Origin of the sequence: Burkholderia latens (assembly GCF_902499045.1) — a bacterium.
Lineage (GTDB): Bacteria > Pseudomonadota > Gammaproteobacteria > Burkholderiales > Burkholderiaceae > Burkholderia > Burkholderia latens.
The window spans coordinates 82,138-101,567 of the sequence record NZ_CABVPL010000003.1 but is presented as its reverse complement, the minus strand read 5'-3'; the positions used below and the strand labels follow the sequence as shown (position 1 = coordinate 101,567).

The following is a 19,430-nucleotide window of genomic DNA, read 5'->3' as shown; positions in this document are numbered from 1 at the left end:
TCGTGTACTTGTCGGTCACGCAATTTCACCGGCATCCTGTTGCGCGGACGGCCCTTTCGCCTGCCAGTCGTCGACGCTTAGATCGGCACGGTCCACGACGCTGACGATGTCGCCTACGTAGAAGCTTCCGGTGAGCTGTGTGTGATCAATCACGTAGCGCCGAAACCGGCCGTACAGCGCCATATCGGGCCGAAACGAAGCGGACTCCGCCCAAAATCTGTCGAGCGAACCCTGAAACGTCAGGCCCGGAATATCGTAGATCGCCTTTCCGAGTGCTTTGACCGGCAATCCGTGATGAATGCCTGATAAGCCGACCGTACTGTTTACTACGACAAGGCCGGCGGCGTGCGCCAGAAGGGTCGGCAAGTGCTGATCATGAATGTACAAAACGCGGCTCGCGACCCCGTATCGTTCGGCTGCCCCTTGAATGGCTCTTCGATAATCCGTGTGCCCGCGATCAAGCGGATGATGCTTGAATACCAGGTCGTAGGCTTCCACACCACGTGCCGCGAACGAACGAATAACGTCATCGATGAACGCCTCGAGCGAGGCGAATCGTGAATGCACACGAATCTGAGCATCGATCGCGGTCTGAAGCGAGACGAGAAAATACTGACGCGTCTTGCAACCGGTCAGATAGTCGAGAGTCCCTCGCTCGTGCAGCCGATAGACGATCTTTCGCCAGGCAGCGCGCAACCATTTGGCACCGTCGACGGGGGTCAATGGTCGATGGTGGCAATACCGCGGAAACCATCCTTGAGCGATCCACGCCGCCGCGCCATACAGGCCGCCCCACACAACCATGCTTGGGAACGAATTCCCGACGGTGAACTCTTCCCTGGGTGTCGGCTCGGGGAGCATCCGATAAAACTCGGCGTCCTTCGGCAGGCTCGAATGCCCGTTCGTGCCACCCCGTTCCATAGTCACGAAATCAGGACGAACGTAGCCCTCTTCAAACACCCACGTGTCGATACCGCGCTTCCGGGCAAGATGTCGCGCCATCATGTGTAATGGGCGGCAGTCTCCAAACAACATGATCGTATCGATGTTCCGCTCGGCAAGGATACGATCGAGGAAGGCCGGCCAGTCATGCGCAGCGCCACGGTAGCTTACGGCGTCGCGCGGATAGAACAGCCAGTCGCCACCGTTGAAGTTGATCTTATGAACCGAGCGCGCACCGGTTCGCACCAACGTTCGACAGAGCTTGGCAAAAAACGGGCCGACCGGCCCCTGCAGCAGCAATATGTTCTTGTCGTAAAACGACAGCCAGCCTTCGGGCAGCATACGACGATACTCCTTACATCCCAGTGCGCAACGTGCGAACAGGAGATCCGATGCAACTCTGGGAAGCGTGGAGACAACACTCGAACTCATCGAGGCGGCTCCGATCAACTCGAGCTTCAGGCGCCCACGCGCGACGTGCGCGTGGGCGGCTTGCTCGCATGAAAGATTCCAGCTAGCGCGTTACGTCCAGCAGAGTCTTTCCGCCCGGCGTGACAACGCGATTCCAATCGAACCCGCGTTCCGTCCTCCACGTAGCCTCAGCCATATCGAGGTCGCTCGGTGGAATGGCACGACTGACTCAGTGACCGGTCAAAACGAAAAACCTGCATCATTGCGACGCAAGTCGGCTTCGATCATCATCTGGCACAGTTGCTCGAGCGTAGTCGTCGGCTTCCAGCCCAGATCGAGCAACGCGCGTGACGGATCTCCGATCAGCAGGTCGACCTCGGCAGGGCGATAGAACTTCGCGTTGATACGAACGATGACCCGGTCGGTGCGCTGGTCGATGCCAACCTCGTGCACACCCTCCCCCTTCCACGCCAGTTCGAAACCCGCCGCCTTGCCCGCGAGCGTCACGAAGTCCCGCACCGTTTCGGTACGATTCGTCGCGAGCACATAGGTATCCGGTTGGTCTGCCTGCAGCATGCGCCACATGCCGTCGACATACTCCTGCGCAAAACCCCAATCGCGCTTCGCGTCGAGATTGCCGAGCTCCAACACATCCAGTTTGCCAAGCCGGATCTTCGCCATCGAGTCAGTCACTTTCCGCGTCACGAACTCCCTGCCACGCAGCGGCGACTCGTGATTGAAAAGGATGCCGCTGCTGCCGAAAATGCCGTAGCTTTCCCGATAGTTGACCGTCATCCAATGTGCGAACAGCTTGGCCACACCGTATGGGCTGCGCGGGTAGAACGGCGTGTCCTCCTTCTGCGGCACAGCTTGCACGCGGCCGAACATTTCCGACGTACTTGCCTGATAGAAGCGGGCGCGCGGGTTGACGACCCGAACTGCCTCGAGCAAATTCAGCGGCCCGATACCGGTGATTTCGGCCGTGGTGATCGGCTGCTCGAACGACACTCCGACAAAACTCTGCGCGGCCAGGTTGTACACCTCCGTCGCCTCGCTCGTTTCCATCAGGCGGATGCTCGCGCTAAGATCCGTCAGATCGTATTCCGTCAGACGCAGCCGCGGGTGATCGGCAATACCAAGCTCCTCGAGGCGCCAGAAATTGACCGAGCTGGTTCGGCGGTAGGTGCCGTAGACGATGTAGTCCTTCTCCAGAAGAAGCTTGGCGAGATAAGCGCCATCCTGCCCACTTACGCCCGTTACGATGGCTGTACGATTCATTTTCTGTGCTCCCACAAACACGGTGATCAAGTTAATGTCGGTTGACGCTGGTCATGCTGCCCGATCGAGGAAGAGTGCTTTGCAATACGCCACGATATTCGAATCCGTTCCAGGTACCGGATCGTCGGCGCCGCGCAACGGTGGGCTGAATGCCCCGGCTCTGATGATCTGGCTCAACTGAAGGTAATTGCCGATATCAAATAACGACACTCGCCCCGGGTAGTAGCGACAGAACTGGAGGAACGTCTTCGTCCGTGTCGCAATGACTGGCCGGTTCAGGTTCACTGCCATCGACATCGGCCCGGATGCAGACTGTCCCACCTCCAGATAAGGCAGCAGCACCGCATCGCAAATTTCCATCGCGCGAGGCATCTCGTCGTCGGTCATAGGCCCCATGAAATGCGTGCGATGCGAAATATCCTTTACGTGCGGTGTATCGGCCAACTGGAGCAACTCGCTGATCGAAGCATTCAGGTTGACCGCTTTAGCGGACTCCCCTTTCACGTCATCCAGCCAGCTGCGGCCGGGACTGACGATCTGCAGAAGCTCGGCGACGTACGGGTCGAGCGCGACACCACGTTGGATCGCCTCAGGATGCACGCCACCGAAGATCGCAAGGTGATAGTTTTCGGGAAGCAGATGCAGCGCGCGCAACGCCGTGTCGATTCCCTTATAAGTTCCCGTAAAGCCGAAGCACCCAAGCAGCACGACGTCCTCGCCGCAGTTCTTCAGCAACGGGAACTCGTCGCGGCGCGCGGCTCTTGCGTATTCGGCGGCCTCGTCGCGCGAATAATAGGCGAGCGGATGATCGTAGACGTTCTTGATTCGCTCAATGACGCGCAACGTCCGGTGATCGCGTTTCGTATGGACGACCACGCTGACTTTCTTCGTCCGTTGTGCACGACGTATCGCCTGGTAAACACCGGCACCCAGCAACGTATTCTCGAACCGTGAACCCATCGCTATCGACCACGCCGCATAAACGTTGAAACGCCCCAGTTCCTGCCTCACCGCCTTCCAATCGACGGCGGCGCCGTCAAACACGGTATGGAACGTGATCGACAGCGCCGGCGCGGCTGAGATGACCTTGCAGATTCGCTTATACGCATCACGTTTGTTCTTGCCGAATATTCCATGCTCGAGTTGAATGTTCACACAATCGAATTCACGGATTTCCTTGCAGATTCGTTCGATTTCCTTGTCCGCCATCTTTCGAACATATCGGCTGGTATGCCGAAAAATATACTGATCGAGATCGAACACCACGATGTCGAAATTCGGCGAAAGCTGCCGCACCAACGCACGGGCGTAGCTCGCGATGCCGCACAGATCGTCGTGGGTGCTGATAATGGCGAGTCGTGGCTTACTTTCTTTCATTTTTTTGTCGCGTGCAGATGAAAACCGCTCGCCCCTTGTGTCGTTAGCTGGCCCGATTTGCCAGTTTTTGCGTATAGATTGAATAGGCGTCGTCGACAGAATCGCATAAACTCAGCTTTCCGCCGTCCAGGATCGCCGCCGTATCACAATACTGACGAATCAGATTGGGATCGTGGGATACCAGGATCATCGAACGATCCTTTCGCTTCACGAACAACTCTTCCCGGCAGCGCTCCTGAAACTGCTGATCGCCGACCGCGATCACTTCGTCAATCAGAAAGCAGTCGAACTCCACCGCAATCGACAAAGCGAAAGCAAGCCTCGCGCGCATGCCGCTCGAATACACCTTGATTGGCTCGCGCAAGTATCGTCCGAGACCAGAGAAATCTTCGACAAAGCGGCGCATCGGCGCCTCGGCGCAACCGTAGACTCGGGAGATGAACCTGAGGTTGTCCAGTCCCGTCAGGCTGTTCTGAAATGCGCCGCCGAAAGCGAGCGGCCACGACAGGCTCATGCCCCGCTGGATGGTGCCGCTCGACGCCGGCTCCACGCCGGCCAGCACGCGGATCAGCGTCGACTTTCCTGCACCGTTCGTGCCCAGAATGCCGATCTTCCTTCCTCGTTCCAGTGTGAACGAGATGCCGTCGAGCACGTTTCTGCCACCCGACGCGGTCGGATAGCGCTTGCTGACGTTTTCGAGTCGAATCATCCCGCCTCCACCCTGCTATGAACGACCTTCAGAATCAGCAGCCCGCTGAGCATCAGAATCGACGCCGACCAGAGCATGAACGTCGCGCTGTAGTGGTAGGTATACGCATCGCCCAGATATCCGCTCCTGAGCATCTCGACCCCGTGCACCCATGGCAGAAGCAACACCGCCTTGCGTGCCGTTTCGGGCAACCAGTCGACCATGAATACCGCACCCGAAAAGGGAAACAGTAGATAAGTCACGGTATGCCATATGCGCTCCGCGACTTCCGACAATTCGCTAATCGATCCGATGAACAGGCCCAGGCCAGTCGACAGAAAAGCGGTTAGCCCCCAGGCAGCGACGACCCTCGACGGATGAGCCGGAAGCTCCGCGAGCCCAAACACCCAGAAAATGGCAGTCAGGCTGTAAAACGAAGCGGTCGCGCCTGCAATTTCGAGGACGATACGAGCAAGGAACACGTCCAGCGGTTTGACGTTCCTGTGAAACAGAAGGCTCAGATTCGGCGTCAGCCCGCCAACGCAACGCGTCGCACAATTCCGCCAAAGGAGTACGGTCGAATAGCCGGTGAGCGCGAATTCGACGATCGGCACGTCGTGTCCGTGAGACGCCTTGGTCACGTACCACAACGTTGCGATGCCCAGCGTGAACATCATGGGTTCGACGAACAGCCAAAGGAAGCCGATATTGTGTCGGCCAAAGCGTGTGATGATTTCTCTCATAATCAACGCGCCGACGACACGCGCCTGAACGGTCATCGACTCACGGAACGACGCTTCTTTCATGATTTCGCTCGCCTATTGACTCGTGTGTTCACGCACGCCAGCCAGCAGCAGCGACAGGATGCCCCATGTCACCAGACCGAGCATGAACGTGACGATGACCGCCCGCAGCCGCTTCGGTTCCTCGGGAGCATCCGGCAAGCCGGGCTGAACGACACGAGCAATGTAAAGCTGCTTTTTCGACGCCTCGCTTCTCGCCTGCTCCTCGAGCGCCAGCGCGCTCGCGAGTTCCCGTTCGGCGAAGCCCTTCTCGATGCTCAGGCGCTCGTATTCGCGAGTCTTCGCCGCGAGACTGTCCGAGCCTTTTCCAGTCACCAGCTTCGACGCGCCATCGATTTCGTCGCGGAGCACATCGATGCGCGCTTTCAGGCTACCGATCTGCGGATTCGCAGGCGACACCGCTTGGACTTCGACCAACTTGGTACGAGTGGCAAGCAGTTCATCCTGCAGGTGGCCGATCTGTTGCAGCCGCAACGACGACTGCCGGTCAGGATCAAACACGGCGACGCTACTTCGATATTGTGCAAGTGCGAGTGCGCTTTCCGAAACGCGGGCCTGCGCACTCCGAACCGCATCTTTCGCGTAACGCATCCCGTCTTCCAGACCTCGTCGATTCAATTCGTTGACAAGCACCTCACTCATGGACAACAGGTTCTCGTTGATTGCCTGCGCGGCGTGCGGGTCGAATGAGGACACGCGCAATGTCGTGATGCTGCTCGTACTATCGTGGACGACGGAAATGATCCGGCTCTTGTAGTACTTCAAAAAGCTCTCATAGCTTCCGCCGCCGCCCAGTTGCGGAAAGCGGCTAATCACGTCGCCGTTCGGTGACCCGAACCATTTGCGCAGTGGAAGATTTCGATCGAGCGCGCGCAGCGCGTCCATCGACTCGATATAGTCGGTCACGATCCATGCATCGTCGAGGGAGCGGCCAAAGCTCGTTCCTTGTAGAAACGTAGTGAGCAGCGCGCCGCTTTCCTGTCTCTGCTGACTGCGGACCACGAATCTGCTTTCACTGATGTAGACGTCCGACGCGACGACTCCGAAGTAAATCGAAGCCAATAGCGTCGGCACGGCCACCGTCACGACGAACAACAGCTTGTTCGAGCTACGCCCCAATGCCTTGATCAACAGCGTCTCCTACGCCAGAATTGAACAGGTTGACAATCTCGTGGCGCGACGAGGCACCTCGCGAACGTCAACGCGCGCTGCAGTCTTTACTTGAACTGTGTACCGATACTCACCGCTGGAAACACGACCGTGTAGAACAGATTTGCAAGCTTCTGAATGTCCGCGACCGGCGCATTCGACACATACAGAGCGTCCTTGTCCTGCATCTCGAACTGCTGAGCCAGGAACATGCCGGACGGATCCTTTAGGTCGAGTCGATAGACCACCGGCACGCGTTCGATCGATGACGCATCCGCTCGTCCCATCGCGTGGTCTCCCGCCATCGGACGATCTTCGAGACGGAATACGAACACACCGTTTGCGTCCGCGCGGTTGTCGAGCAGTCCACCGGCCCGCGCAAGCGCCTGCGCTAGAGAAATACCTTTTCCTTCGAAGCCGATTTCCTCGTTCTTTCCTGTCGCCCCAAACGCCAGGAAGCTCAGCGGCTGATAGAGCGCGGTGACCACATCGCCGGCGCGCAATGGGATGTTCTGCCTCGGATCGCGAATGACGGAATCCAACGGCATCGAATAGACACCCGTGCCGCGCGTCACCTGCAACGTCACTTTGTCGATCGCCTGCCTGACTCCGCCGGAAGCAGCCAACGCGTCTAGCAGCCGCTCGCACTTCGGCGTCAGTGGCATGCGCGTGTTGTTGTTGACATCGCCCACCACGGTCACGTCGGCGGTCGCGTTACGAACGGTTCGCACCATCACCTGTGGCTGATTCGCCTTGCCCGCGAGCCGTTTAACGATCGCAGATTCGAGTCGCACGGGCGTCAGTCCCGCCGCCTGGATCTTCCCCGCGAACGGCACACCAATTTCACCTCCGGAATCGATCACCTGATCGGGCAACGTCACCATGCGGCTCGACGCAGGCGCAACCGATGCCTCGGACTCCCCGCCGCCGAACAACGTCGCCGGCGGAGCCTCCCATATCGACACTGCGACGGTATCGCCGACGCCGAGTGTTCCATCGCATCGCTGCGCCATGCCTAGCGCGTCGGAAAACGTATTCGAAGACTTCGCTGCGCGAAGCTTCAGAACGACCTCCGGAGTCAGGTCGACGATATCGATCCGATGCAGGTTGCCGTCTCGATTAGCTGCCGATACCAGATCACTTGTCGCCGGCCCCGACCGCGGAATCGTCGTGCATGCGGCCGCACTCATGCACAGCGCCACAGCGAGGGATCTAAGGGGATGGCTGGTTGACATGGACATGAATTGAATGTTGCAACTCGACGGCGCTACCTGCACCGTCGCCTAACTGTTTTCTGGTCTTGCGCCCTGCCGCAATCGGGCGCAAGCGTGACACCAGCCGGTTGTTCGACCTCAACGATGCGCGGTGATCCCGCTGCGGAACAAGTAGCGCATCAGTTCCGCGTTGCTTTCCAAGTTGAGTTTCCGCATCATCCGAATCTTGTGCGTACTGATCGTCTTTGCGCTCAGCGAGAGACTGCGCGCGATGTCGGTCACGCTGTATCCGGAGGCAATCAGCTGCAATACCTGCCTCTCCCTTTTTGACAGCCCGTCCTCCGCCACACGGTTAGTGCCGCTATCGCCAAAAAACACCGCATCGATCAGTGCTGGATCAATGAAGCGGCCGCCTGCGGCCACCTGTCTCACTGCTTCGAACAGCACCGCCGGCTCACTTTCTCTGGAGATACATCCACTCGCTCCGGACCGCGAAACCTGCGGTGCCTCTGGCGCAGCATCAAGTGCCGTCAAAACCAGCAACGGCAACGCAGGCGTCTCCGCACGCAGCTTCTGGATCAGGTCAATCCAGTTGGTCACGGACGGGGCAGCGTCTATCAACATGAGATCCGCGGAATACCGCCGTGACATATCGATCACTGTCGCATCAAAGGCGAGTTCCGACACGACGCCCATATCCGGTTGTGCACGAACCAATTGCGTCAACGCACCGCGCATCATCGTGTGACTTCCGGCGATAAGGATCTGGATCATTCGCTTTCACTATTCGACCGATACCACGGCAATTCGAACGCCGACGTCTGCGCGCTTCGTCGTTTTGGCCACCGATTTCATCGGCATTTCGCGTTGCGTCCGGATGGCACGATTGCCGTTTTTAAACGGTACCAACGCGCACATTTTCATGCCGCCACCGGTTTTCAAGGATCAACAATTGTCATGCCGACAGGAAATATTCCGACATCGGCGGATAGTGCTCGAGCAGCAAGCAAGATCAAAGCAGGGCATCAAATCGACGTCGCCGCATTTCTTCCGTGGCCCCGTCACGGTTTCTGATATCGACTCGATAACGCCGGCAAACCCTGAAAACACGGCACTTTCGCGGTAATCCGACAATCCGTTCGAACGCGCCGGGCCGATCGTTTCTTCGTTCAGAACCGCAAAACGCGGGGTCGATCGACCATGCCGATTCGGATGCCGTAAGGAAATCCTTACGGCGTCCCGCCGACTGACAATTCCTGCAACATGCGGATACAGTGCAAGCGTCATGTCCACCACAAATCTGCATGTGAACCCGAACAATTCGCACGAATGCAACGCTATTCCACCTGTCCTTTGGCTGACTGGGTTGTCGGGCGCTGGAAAGTCGACAATCGCTCGCGCGTTGTGCGCATCGCTCAAAGCGAACGGCAAAAGGACGGTCACGCTCGACGGCGACGAACTGAGGGCGGGAATCTGCTCCGATCTCGGATTTTCCGTGGCAGACCGCGACGAAAACATTCGACGTATCGCTCATATAGCGAAGCTTTTCAATAATGAGCATTACGTGACGATCGTGGCAACCATCTCGCCCCTCGCATCCCAGCGGACGCTCGCACGGTCGATCATTGGCGCGGGGTTCATCGAAGTATATGTATGCACTCCGCTGCAGGAGTGCATACGACGAGATCCGAAAGGCCTCTACGCGCGGGCTTCCCGGGGCGAGGTTCGGGACTTTTCCGGCATCTCGTCGGCCTATGAATGTCCGCTTCATCCGGACGTGATGCTGGATACGTCGGGGATCACGGTCGAAAGCGCCGTGGCAAGCATTCTGCCTTTGATCGACTTCCTTGCACCGAATGTGGCATTCGACGGAAGCAAAGAGACACCGGATCGGCGATCGCCGGTCACCACGTCGCCCCGGGACCGACGAACTTCCACCTGAAGCAACTGACCCGCCGCGGATATCGGCACCTCGAATCAGCCCACGAATACAGCCGTCACGAAAACACCGCCCCGGATACATATGAAGATCGATTCGACAAGAAAAACCGTCTTCCTTCACATGCAAAAGACGGCCGGTTCCGACATCGCCGCGCAGTTTTACAAGAGCCGTGTCGGAAAATACTTCTTTCCCGAAGATCTACGTGCAACACTTGCGTATCTGCCGTCTGATTCATTGGAGCGGTACCGCTTCTTCTGCGGCCACGAGTATCGCCCTCGAGAGATCCGCAACATTCCAGGCGAGAAGATGCTGTTTACGTTCTTTCGCGATCCGATCGAACGCTTGATGTCGCACTATGAGTGGCTGGCCAGCTACAAACTCGACATCGAAAACCGGATCATTCCGCAACCGGAAACCATTCCGGTCAAGACGATGCCGTGCGACGACTTCTTCCGTTCGTCGATCTCGGATCACATTCCGGCATTCAATAACTATTACACACGGACGGTCTACGAATTCTTCGTCGACGAGCGTACGGACGATATCGACCGAATGCTTTCCGTCGCACTCGAAAAGCTTCACCTATTCGATTTCATCGGACTGGTCGATTGCTACGGGCACTCGCTCGACTATCTTGGTCGACTACTTGATATTCGCTTCGACGATCCGGCAGTTCGTCCGAAGATCAACGCAACGCAGGCACTCTCGGGCGAGAACGCATTCCACGAAGGTGGGGGGAGCTTTCACGTGCGTCCCGAGACGTTCGAGAGAATCCTGGACAGGAACCAGGCGGACATTGAACTCTATCGTCAGGTACGACGGATCGCGCAGGCGCGCTTCGGGCTGCCCGCCACACGGGCCCTCACCGGCTTCAGCACGCATGGCGTCGTACATCGCGGCTATGAAGGACCCCGCCTATACATCGATACGGAAGGTTATCTTCAGTTCGGCCCATACGAACGGGTCAATGCGGGCGACTACATCGTTACGTTCGAGCTCAAAGCGAATCAATGCTTTCGGTCGACGCCTTCGATCGAGCCTGAAACCATCGTGGCCATCCTCGACATCGTGGGTTCGTGTGGCGGTGACTTCGAATTCGCGCGCCGAGCCGTCAAGTGGCACGAAATCAGCCTCGAACGTATGACCCGTTTTACGTTGCGAATCAGTTCCACGATGCCCATTTCCCGTTTCGAGTGCCGTGTCTATTCAACCGGGATATGCGAACTGGAAGCGCCCGTTTCGATGCAAATGGAAAATTCCGCTGATGATCGGGCGGAGAGCGTAATGCCAAACGACACGGCTTGTTGATCCGACTCAAGTGCATCGACTCATCATGCCGTCCTGCATTCGCGCGCCGCGGCTGAAGTCGCGCTCACTCTCCGATCTCCGTCACCTGCCGCCACATCGGCACGTTGGAGGACAGTGATGCATATTCATCTCGATGTCAGTCGCCTTTTCAAGCGCATGTTGAAAAAGCGGATGTTTACGGGAATCGATCGAACCGATCTTGCCTACATCGAACGTTACGGTAGCCACGCCTCCGCGACGCTATCGGTTCGAGGGTTCCATACGACTCTATCCCGGCACGCGTCCGCGGCCCTGTTCGAAACGATTCGGCACTATCACGCACATGGAAGAGGGCCCGCCCCCCAGAGGATGATGCGAATCGCTGCTGGCGCCATGCAGAAGATCCCGAGCGGCGCCACGCTGCTCCATACGTCGCATTCCGGCGCCGAGTATGCCCGCTATTTCCGGTCCGTAAGCCAATGTGGCGCGCGAGTGGTATGCATGGTCCATGACTTGATTCCGCTCACCCACACAGAGTATTGCCGCGCAGGCACTGCGCGTCTGCATGAGGCAAGAGTGAGATCCGCCCTGTCGACGTCAGCCGGGTTGATCACCAACTCGCGGGCGACGCTCGATGCAGTCATCCACTACGCGTCAAACAATGGTCTGCAAGTTCCGCCTGCGATCGTCGCGAAGCTCGGTCCGGGCATGAACGTTGACGACGTCGTGTCGGCTCCACTGGACCGCCCCTACTTCGTCATGGTCGGCACTATTGAGCCACGCAAAAATCACTGGTTCATCCTCCACGTCTGGAGGCGGCTCGTGGAGCGCCTAGGGAGCAATGCCCCCACACTGGTCATGATCGGTTCGCGTGGTTGGAAGTACGGGAACGTCACCGACATGCTCGCCGAATGCGAGCGCATCAGGCCGTCGATAATTCATGAACCGAATTGTGACGACACGCGTCTTCACGCATGGCTGAAACACGCGCGTGCACTTCTCTTTCCATCGTTCGCGGAAGGATACGGGATGCCCGTCGTCGAGGCGCTCGCTTGCGGCGTGCCGGTTCTAGCAAGCAATCTTCCCGTATTCCGCGAATACGCTGCCGATGTACCGGACTACCTCGACCCGCTTGACGGGCCCGCATGGGAAGAACGAATTATTTCGTACGCCGATCGCGAAAGCGACGATCGATCCCGACAGATGAAGCGGATCGAAACATATCGAGCACCGACGTGGAACGCCCATTTCGCGGAAGTGGATCGCTTTCTGGAGAGGTTCGGCCAATGACCCATCCATTTAACCGACTTCCCGGCGTGGAACGTCACGATGCGTCCGGTGCGCGACCGGCAAGGCATCGTAACGCTCTTCGAATCGACGGACGGTCAGATAACGCGATGTTGTCGATCGCAGTTGCATGCGGCATGCGCCCGACGGTCGCCTGGCGCGGTCCGCTCGAGCATGCGCAACGACGCGCACGGCAGTGGCTCTCATGGTTCGAGCACAGCGTCGCGGAAGACACGGTGCCACGCTCGTTCATCGGCGCGCTGAACGATGCGCTCGACGAGGATGTCAAGCAGTTTCCGTCAGACATCGAAAATCTCATCGACCGCGTGTGCGCGACTTGGATTCCCCACTGCAGCGCGAGCGCCGACTGCACAACACGGGCCGCCGCCCAGGTCGTTGTCATCGACGAGCGGCGCTGGGCTCACGATCCAGCGTATGACTCGCCGGCATCCCGTCCGGAAGCCTTCCGGCGCATGATGGAAGTTGCGCGCCGGCACCATCCGAAAGCGCGTCTTCTTTTGGTTCGCTCCGGCGACCCGGGGTCGGGTCAGTGGCTATCCGACAGCATCGAAGGCGTTCCGTCCAACGTCGACGTACATGATGTTTCCGTGCTGGCCAATCGCCCATTCGGACATACAAGTCATGTTTATACGATTGGCGCAACCGAAGGCTTACTCGCCCTGCTGCGCGGAGCCCAAGTACACGTATTCGGCGGTCCGTACTACGCCGGCTGGGGCCTCACTGCCGACTATTTCCCACTGTGCGGGAGACGGCATCGCCCATCTGTCCTCCAGTTCTTTCACGCCGTTTTCCTTCAGCTTGCGCGCTATCTTGACCCACATACGCGCGATCCGGGCGATATCCGCTCCGTTCTGAAATCGCTCGAGTTGCAGCACGATATCGCATCTCGTTTTTCCAGTATGCGTGATCTGGCTGCCGTCGGCATCCAGCGGTGGAAACGCCCCTTCGTCGCACCTTTCCTGACCGCCGGCGGCGGGAGGCTACGCTGGGCGAACCGCTGCGAGCCACTGACGTATGCCGAGCATGCCGTGTTTTGGGGCGCACACGACCATATTCCGTCTCAGCGCACGGCGACACCCATCCGGATCGAGGACGGTTTCGTTCATTCGCTGGGGCTGGGCTCCGATATCGTCGCGCCGTGCAGTCAGGTGATCGACGCGCGAGGTATCTATTTCGATCCAACGGTACCGAACGACCTCACCGAAATTCTGAATCGCGCAGCGTTCGAAGACGCAGAGCTTGCACGAGCAGCAACACTCCGCGAGAGCATCGTACGAAACGGCATCACGAAATATAACCTCGGGCGTCAGCGACCATCCTGGACTCCGCCGCCAGGCGTCAAGGTCGTGCTAGTGGCCGGCCAGGTTGAAGACGACGCGTCGATTCGTCTCGGTTGCCCCGGGATCCGGAGTGCCGGAGCGCTGCTCGAACACGTTCGCGCCATACGTCCGGACGCATGGCTGGTCTACCGTCCTCATCCCGACGTGCTCGCGCGCAATCGCCCCGGATTGATCGATGCGTCCAGAATCGCCAACATCATCGATACCCAGGCCGATATCGTTTCGCTCATCGAGGTAGCCGACGAAGTGCATACGCTGACTTCGCTGGCGGGATTCGACGCGCTGCTGCGCGGCAAGCCGGTATTCACGTACGGGATTCCGTTTTATGCCGGATGGGGGCTTACACACGATGCAATCACCCCAATTCCGCATCGGGAGCGCCCCCTCTCGCTCGACATGCTTACGGCCGGTGCACTACTCCGGTATCCGGTCTACTGGGACTGGGCGTTGCACCTGTTCACCACGCCGGAGGCCGTCGTCGAGTACCTGGCACAGCAGGCATTCCGTCCACTGATGTCCATGCGCCCGTCGCCCATCCGGATAGCGAACCGAATTCGTCGCTGGGTGCAAAACACATGCGCCTATTTCTGGTCATGTCGCCCCGGATCGCCGACACGCTTATTTCGAATCATGTCCAACCTGTAAGGAGCAGCACTGTGAATCTTTATCCCGTCGTCCTGTGTGGCGGCAGCGGCACTCGCCTTTGGCCGATGTCGCGCAAGTCCTTTCCGAAACAATATCTGTCATTGCTCGGCGAACACTCGCTTCTTCAGCAAACGGTCATCAGGGCGAAGGCCGTTGCCGGCACACAGGAGCCGATATTGATCGCCAACGACGAGCAACGTTTTCTCGTCGCGGAACAGATGCGGCAGATCGACGTCGCTCCGCACGCCACGATTCTCGAGCCGTTCGGCCGAAACACCGCGCCCGCAGTTGCGATCGCGGCACTCCAGGCACTGCAGCACTCCGCAGATGCGTTGCTACTCGTATTGCCGGCCGACCACGTGATCCTGCACGCGAGCGAATTCGAGACGGTCGTTAGACAAGCGGCGCAGACGGCATCGCAGGGATATCTGGTCACGTTTGGAGTCCAACCGACCAGCCCGGAGACGGGTTACGGATATATCCGCATGGGTGAGCCGACGCATGCGGACGCAGTTGCATTCCACGTCGAGCGCTTCGTCGAGAAGCCAGATTTCGAGACTGCCCGCGAATTTGTGAGCAACGGCAGATACGCATGGAACAGCGGGATGTTCCTGCTGCGAGCCACGGACTACCTCAAGGAACTCGCCCGCCACGAACCGGAAACCGCGCGACTGGCTGAAGCTGCGTTCAGTCGGGCATCATCCGACAAGGACTTCGTCCGACTGGACGGCGAGGCATTCGCGGGATGTCGCGACATTTCCATCGATCATGCCGTGATGGAACGCACCAGCCGGGCTGCGGTCGTTCCTGCGAACGGACTCGGCTGGAGCGACATCGGCTCGTGGAACGCGCTCGCTAACCTCTCCGAGCGCGACATGGCCGGCAACGCGATTCAGGGCGACGTGCTGCTCGACAACATGTCGAACTCGTACATCCGCGCTGAGCATCGAATGGTTGCCGCTGTGGGCCTGGAGGACGTGGTGATCGTGGAAACCGCGGACGCAGTGCTGGTCGCGCACCGCGACAAGGCTCAGGACGTCAAGCAGATCGTCCTGCAATTGCAGGCACGCGGTCGGCACGAATGCGTCACGCATCGACGCGTTGCTCGGCCATGGGGCACGTATGAAGGCATCGATCACGGCGACCGGTTCCAGGTAAAGCGCATTGTCGTCAATCCCGGTTCACAGTTGAGCCTGCAGATGCACCATCACCGCGCCGAGCACTGGATCGTCGTCAAGGGCACGGCGCTGATCACGAACGGAGATCGCGAGATCATGCTCAGCGAAAACCAGTCGACGTATATTCCGCTCGGCACGACGCATCGCCTGTCGAATCCAGGAAAAATTGCGCTCGAACTTATCGAGGTACAGTCCGGTGCGTATCTCGGCGAAGACGATATCGTACGGTTCGAAGATACCTACGGCCGAACGTCGGCGGGTTGATTGTCTTACTAACTTATTTCGACGATGCACCGCCGACAATGGTGGTGCATCGTTCTGTAAATTCGTATTTCGACCTTGGCTCACCTGATCTATTTCGGACATTTTCGATGGATGTTTGATGTAAAGTCGGCGCGCAACGTCCCGCAAAATTTTGATTCATCGCGAATATCCTGGGAACTGCGCGAATGGGATGTCGGCGCTGAATTAGCATCGGCTTAAGATCGCTGACTACGGCCTCCGCTCTACGCTAAAGCTGAAGTAAGAAAGACGTTGCCGACACAGCTCTCTCACCCGCCTCGCAAATAAGTTAGCGGCGCCGATGAATTTACAAAGCGTCTCATTGATTAGACCGAGGATTTCGATTTGAAAAAATTGCGACGATCATAATTAAGAATTTTTTCCATATCTACGCGCCGACGATGATATTTTGTATCGGCGGGCACATTTTTATGCACAAGGCCAATTAATTTCTTAATGGACGTGGTGAGATGAGCAATGATACGGCAGAAGTATTCCAGAGAATTCACGACGAACGAGCATGGCACTCGACCGAGAGCATATCTGGATGGGGCTCGGAGCTCAGGAATACGGCCCAGCTGATTCGCGAGCTGCCCGGCTTGTTGCGGCGATTTGGAGTCAAGTCGATCTTGGATGTTCCGTGTGGTGATTTCAATTGGATGCGTCACGTCGATCTTGCTGGAATCGACTACACCGGCGCCGACATCGTGCCTGATCTTGTCGTCGCAAATAGTAGGATGTGGGCTGCCGAAAATCGCCGCTTTTTGCACCTTAATCTGCTGGAGGACGAACTTCCCGACGCCGATCTGATTTTGTGCCGAGACTGCCTGTTTCATTTTTCACATGCAGATGTGTTTCGCGCGCTCGCGCGCTTCGCCAACACATCAGCTCGGTACTTGCTGACTACGACGTTCATCTATCAGAGCTATCCTAGAAACGCGGACATTGAAACAGGGGGGTGGACGGCGATCAACCTCGAGATGCTCCCTTATAGTTTGGAAGCTCCGCTGGCGTTACTGATCGAAGGAAGCCAAGAGAGTATTATCTATGGATCGGAGATAGGATCCGTACCGATGTGGGATCGATGTCTTGGCCTATGGAGTATCGACGCTGTTCGCAAACGGCTCGAACACCTAAATCGCGAGTCCGCATAGATAGAACATCGGATGATGCGACGATACGTAGGGCCACTATGTGCCTATGGCGCAAGGGCGCGTATTCCCCGCGATGCGGCCGGATAACGGCCTGTCATTTGGACGGTTGAGCGGTCCTACCCTCAAGATGCGTGGCATAAGGTCGCGTTGTGGCAATAGAGTGCGCAGGCAGCCCCACTCGACCGTCGAGGTGGCGACGCCGGCCGCCCCGTCATGCTTGGCCCACGCGCAATAGCGCGACGCGCATCACGTCGCTGGCGATATAGCGTTACGCAAAATCGGACGGCATATCGATACGGCGCTGCGCGCCTGCTTTTCGACCGAACCAGTGGTTCCGCAGGTTACCGACGCAACGCCACCGGCGGTGCGTCGGTTCGCCTGGAATTAGGACTCGCTGGCGTTCGACATAGCTGCCTTGTGGTGATGGTGGTGACGATGATGATGCTTGCTGTGCATCTTCATGCCATCCGCGTCATGGTTTTCCGCCGGCATCGCGGCTTGCTTCACCATCGGCGTGGGTGCCGTGGGAGCTGCTTGCGCGGACGCCACTTGGGAATTCGACGCCTGAGCAAACGCGGCGAGGGAAAACACACCAGACAGAGCAGCAACTGCGAGCTTCTTTTTCATGAGAGACCTCAATGTTGGAATCGCGTGGGCTTGATGTACCCACCCTGCCAAAACGGACTACGTCACGCCACCGTTGACGTAAAACGATCGACATCGGTCCACATATAACAATCGTTGATCTTTGCTTCGCAGCGCTGCGTCGGCGACGCGAAATCCAGGACCATCGTCAGCAACGATCGACAGAGTCGTCAACGTAATACCAAACCTTCATATCGACTGTGCTCAGCATTCGTTGGAATCGTTCGCAGCACTATCGCCCCTGCATGTGAGCGCGAACATTGCGGCCGTAACTGCGGAGTCAGCTTCGGCCCAACCCTTGTGTGATCGGTGACGGCGGTCGAGTTCTGCATCCCGGACACGCTCGCGCTCGCGATCCCGATTCCGAGGCTTCGTCTTGATCTTACCTGCATCCTTTTTGGCGGTAACAACTGTGTAGACGGTTTCACGGGACGAAATTAGGCACATCGTCGGGCTAATAAGCCCACGAATCGTGAGCCTCCGCAAGGCCTGTCTCAGCTGGATGGACGTCTGACCGAGTTGTTGCCGCAGTGCCTTTACCGTCCACTGGCTATCGCGATCGGACATCAAGGTGAGAATGAGCACACTCACCGGTATTATTTCCCTATTTTTCTGCATCACTAACTCAATTTCCGTCGCGGTACTTGTTCGGATACACAGGCTCGAACGTAGCTCCATACGGTCGCGATATTCCGCTTTACCACATCGACCGACTGAATCGCGGGCGCAGCAAAAGACCTCCGTATCGATGCAGAATTTCGACGCACCGCGGTGCGTGGATGTTCCGCATCTTTAAGCACTTCGCCCTCTGCCGATGACTACTCGGCTTTCGCAAACCGTGCTCGTCGTGACGTCTGCGCACCGACGAATAGATCGCCGTAATGCTATCGACGTGTCGCGGAGTCGAGTATTAACAATGGTCAAGACCGCAGTCGGTTATCCGCATCCTTTACCCAGTCCGGCCGGATGGCGGACGCGTAGGCCTGACCTGTGCGCGAACCTTCGCCGCTTGCCTGTGCACGCAATCCGAGACGTTCGTCAATTGCATGAACGACAGTCGAAGATTTTGGCAAGCGGCCGTCATCGCAGTCCGCCCAGAGCGTATGCATCGCGTCGAACAACACCGAGAGGATCGTGGTTAGGTAAGGCAACCGAATGATCACACCGCCTCCCATTGAATCGCCGTCAACAAGACCATAGTGCTCGCTCGGCGTGTCGGCCGGCAGGTCTATCCGCAGCGCGTCGAGTTCACGCTGCAATCGCGCTTCAACGCAGTAGTGCGCAGTCGCCGAGCTCGCCAGGGCCTTGCCAAGCTCGCACAGCTTCTCGTCTTTCAGTTGAATAGATCGTGTGAGACGACGAATCTGTGCTTCGGCTTGTCGCAAGCGGATCTGTAAAGGCTCGCAATCGCAGGTCGATGCAGGGCTTTCGCTTGTGCCAAGAGATCGCCAAACATTATCGCGTTGCTCCATAGCAGACCTCGCCTCGAACCCGGCGATTTGCACCCCACACGCCGCGAGAAATCGGATCGCTGATGACCGAACCGACCGAACTCATCGTGCTGGCCCGGCTCAGTGCATCTTTTTTCGTTCCTTCAGGCAGCAGTGTCAACTGTGAAGATTGGGAGGACGCCAATCAGCAATCATGGTGTCTCCTACGTTTAAGCTCTATGGAAAAACCGAAACATCCAACCACAACATTGCGACAGAATCGGGCCGTCAATTTCAACTAGGTCGTGCGCGCCCTCAAAAAATTAACGTGGCTTGTCAGATGTTTTACGCATTGAC

17 protein-coding genes are annotated in these 19,430 nt (G+C 57.9%); 7 read left to right on the top strand and 10 right to left on the bottom strand.

The genetic code is table 11. The features are described from left to right. Positions 1-15 precede the first annotated feature (15 nt). The 8 genes from BSE24067_RS03065 to BSE24067_RS03030 all read right to left on the bottom strand — a co-directional run bounded on the left by BSE24067_RS03065 (position 16) and on the right by BSE24067_RS03030 (position 8,636). A complete protein-coding gene (locus BSE24067_RS03065; RefSeq protein ID WP_151062356.1) occupies positions 16-1,284 on the bottom strand; it encodes a capsule biosynthesis protein in 1,269 nt (422 codons plus the stop codon). Positions 1,285-1,593: 309 nt separating this feature from the next. After that, the gene (gmd, locus tag BSE24067_RS03060) at positions 1,594-2,631 is read right to left on the bottom strand and encodes a GDP-mannose 4,6-dehydratase (RefSeq protein ID WP_151062357.1); all 1,038 of its coding nucleotides are present in this window, start codon (positions 2,629-2,631) and stop codon (positions 1,594-1,596) included. 51 nt (positions 2,632-2,682) lie between these two features. Continuing rightward, a complete protein-coding gene (locus BSE24067_RS03055) occupies positions 2,683-4,008 on the bottom strand; it encodes a glycosyltransferase family protein (protein ID WP_151062358.1) in 1,326 nt (441 codons plus the stop codon). 43 nt (positions 4,009-4,051) lie between these two features. After that, positions 4,052-4,717: an ABC transporter ATP-binding protein gene (locus BSE24067_RS03050; protein ID WP_151062359.1), complete on the bottom strand. Its 666-nt coding sequence runs from the start codon at positions 4,715-4,717 to the stop codon at positions 4,052-4,054. Then, the gene (locus BSE24067_RS03045) at positions 4,714-5,502 is read right to left on the bottom strand and encodes an ABC transporter permease (protein WP_170297390.1); all 789 of its coding nucleotides are present in this window, start codon (positions 5,500-5,502) and stop codon (positions 4,714-4,716) included. Before BSE24067_RS03045 ends, BSE24067_RS03050 begins: the two co-directional genes overlap by 4 nt. Positions 5,503-5,514: 12 nt before the next feature. Further along, positions 5,515-6,630 (bottom strand): KpsE/RkpR family capsule polysaccharide export protein, encoded by a 1,116-nt coding sequence (locus BSE24067_RS03040; RefSeq protein ID WP_244130457.1) that lies wholly within the window; start codon positions 6,628-6,630, stop codon positions 5,515-5,517. Between the two features lie 86 nt (positions 6,631-6,716). After that, positions 6,717-7,838: a polysaccharide biosynthesis/export family protein gene (locus BSE24067_RS03035; protein WP_244130458.1), complete on the bottom strand. Its 1,122-nt coding sequence runs from the start codon at positions 7,836-7,838 to the stop codon at positions 6,717-6,719. A 162-nt stretch (positions 7,839-8,000) separates the two neighbouring features. Beyond that, positions 8,001-8,636 (bottom strand): LuxR C-terminal-related transcriptional regulator, encoded by a 636-nt coding sequence (locus BSE24067_RS03030; protein WP_151062362.1) that lies wholly within the window; start codon positions 8,634-8,636, stop codon positions 8,001-8,003. A 511-nt stretch (positions 8,637-9,147) separates the two neighbouring features. Between BSE24067_RS03030 and cysC the strand changes: the two genes are divergently transcribed. From cysC to BSE24067_RS03000, 6 genes are all read left to right on the top strand, one after another. Then, on the top strand, positions 9,148-9,804 hold the full coding sequence (gene cysC, locus BSE24067_RS03025) for an adenylyl-sulfate kinase (protein WP_151062363.1): 657 nt from the start codon (positions 9,148-9,150) through the stop codon (positions 9,802-9,804). Between the two features lie 81 nt (positions 9,805-9,885). Next, positions 9,886-11,112, top strand: coding sequence for a sulfotransferase family protein (locus BSE24067_RS03020; protein WP_151062364.1), 1,227 nt, complete (start codon positions 9,886-9,888; stop codon positions 11,110-11,112). 117 nt (positions 11,113-11,229) lie between these two features. Continuing rightward, a complete protein-coding gene (locus BSE24067_RS03015; protein ID WP_420883488.1) occupies positions 11,230-12,381 on the top strand; it encodes a glycosyltransferase family 4 protein in 1,152 nt (383 codons plus the stop codon). Continuing rightward, positions 12,378-14,384, top strand: coding sequence for a capsular polysaccharide export protein, LipB/KpsS family (locus BSE24067_RS03010; protein WP_244130459.1), 2,007 nt, complete (start codon positions 12,378-12,380; stop codon positions 14,382-14,384). The genes BSE24067_RS03015 and BSE24067_RS03010 overlap by 4 nt, the downstream gene beginning before the upstream one ends. A gap of 11 nt (positions 14,385-14,395) precedes the next feature. Further along, positions 14,396-15,826, top strand: coding sequence for a mannose-1-phosphate guanylyltransferase/mannose-6-phosphate isomerase (locus tag BSE24067_RS03005; RefSeq protein ID WP_151062366.1), 1,431 nt, complete (start codon positions 14,396-14,398; stop codon positions 15,824-15,826). Positions 15,827-16,314: 488 nt separating this feature from the next. After that, on the top strand, positions 16,315-16,998 hold the full coding sequence (locus BSE24067_RS03000; protein ID WP_151062367.1) for a class I SAM-dependent methyltransferase: 684 nt from the start codon (positions 16,315-16,317) through the stop codon (positions 16,996-16,998). Positions 16,999-17,382: 384 nt separating this feature from the next. Here the strand turns inward: BSE24067_RS03000 and BSE24067_RS02995 are convergent, their stop codons facing one another. Both BSE24067_RS02995 and BSE24067_RS02990 read right to left on the bottom strand, forming a co-directional pair. Then, positions 17,383-17,625 (bottom strand): hypothetical protein, encoded by a 243-nt coding sequence (locus tag BSE24067_RS02995; RefSeq protein WP_151062368.1) that lies wholly within the window; start codon positions 17,623-17,625, stop codon positions 17,383-17,385. A gap of 938 nt (positions 17,626-18,563) precedes the next feature. Next, positions 18,564-19,115, bottom strand: a complete 552-nt coding sequence (locus BSE24067_RS02990) for a hypothetical protein (protein WP_151062369.1) — start codon at positions 19,113-19,115, stop codon at positions 18,564-18,566. A gap of 62 nt (positions 19,116-19,177) precedes the next feature. Between BSE24067_RS02990 and BSE24067_RS02985 the strand changes: the two genes are divergently transcribed. Next, on the top strand, positions 19,178-19,375 hold the full coding sequence (locus BSE24067_RS02985; protein WP_151062370.1) for a hypothetical protein: 198 nt from the start codon (positions 19,178-19,180) through the stop codon (positions 19,373-19,375). The last annotated feature ends 55 nt before the right edge of the window (positions 19,376-19,430 follow it).

Coding starts and splice junctions, on each gene's coding strand:
- BSE24067_RS03065 (WP_151062356.1), bottom strand. CDS start 1,284: ATGCTGCCCGAAGGCTGGCTGTCGTTTTACGACAAGAACATATTGCTG.
- gmd (WP_151062357.1), bottom strand. CDS start 2,631: ATGAATCGTACAGCCATCGTAACGGGCGTAAGTGGGCAGGATGGCGCT.
- BSE24067_RS03055 (WP_151062358.1), bottom strand. CDS start 4,008: ATGAAAGAAAGTAAGCCACGACTCGCCATTATCAGCACCCACGACGAT.
- BSE24067_RS03050 (WP_151062359.1), bottom strand. CDS start 4,717: ATGATTCGACTCGAAAACGTCAGCAAGCGCTATCCGACCGCGTCGGGT.
- BSE24067_RS03045 (WP_170297390.1), bottom strand. CDS start 5,502: ATGAAAGAAGCGTCGTTCCGTGAGTCGATGACCGTTCAGGCGCGTGTC.
- BSE24067_RS03035 (WP_244130458.1), bottom strand. CDS start 7,838: ATGAGTGCGGCCGCATGCACGACGATTCCGCGGTCGGGGCCGGCGACA.
- BSE24067_RS03030 (WP_151062362.1), bottom strand. CDS start 8,636: ATGATCCAGATCCTTATCGCCGGAAGTCACACGATGATGCGCGGTGCG.
- cysC (WP_151062363.1), top strand. CDS start 9,148: ATGTCCACCACAAATCTGCATGTGAACCCGAACAATTCGCACGAATGC.
- BSE24067_RS03020 (WP_151062364.1), top strand. CDS start 9,886: ATGAAGATCGATTCGACAAGAAAAACCGTCTTCCTTCACATGCAAAAG.
- BSE24067_RS03015 (WP_420883488.1), top strand. CDS start 11,230: ATGCATATTCATCTCGATGTCAGTCGCCTTTTCAAGCGCATGTTGAAA.
- BSE24067_RS03010 (WP_244130459.1), top strand. CDS start 12,378: ATGACCCATCCATTTAACCGACTTCCCGGCGTGGAACGTCACGATGCG.
- BSE24067_RS03000 (WP_151062367.1), top strand. CDS start 16,315: ATGAGCAATGATACGGCAGAAGTATTCCAGAGAATTCACGACGAACGA.
- BSE24067_RS02995 (WP_151062368.1), bottom strand. CDS start 17,625: ATGAAAAAGAAGCTCGCAGTTGCTGCTCTGTCTGGTGTGTTTTCCCTC.
- BSE24067_RS02990 (WP_151062369.1), bottom strand. CDS start 19,115: ATGGAGCAACGCGATAATGTTTGGCGATCTCTTGGCACAAGCGAAAGC.
- BSE24067_RS02985 (WP_151062370.1), top strand. CDS start 19,178: ATGACCGAACCGACCGAACTCATCGTGCTGGCCCGGCTCAGTGCATCT.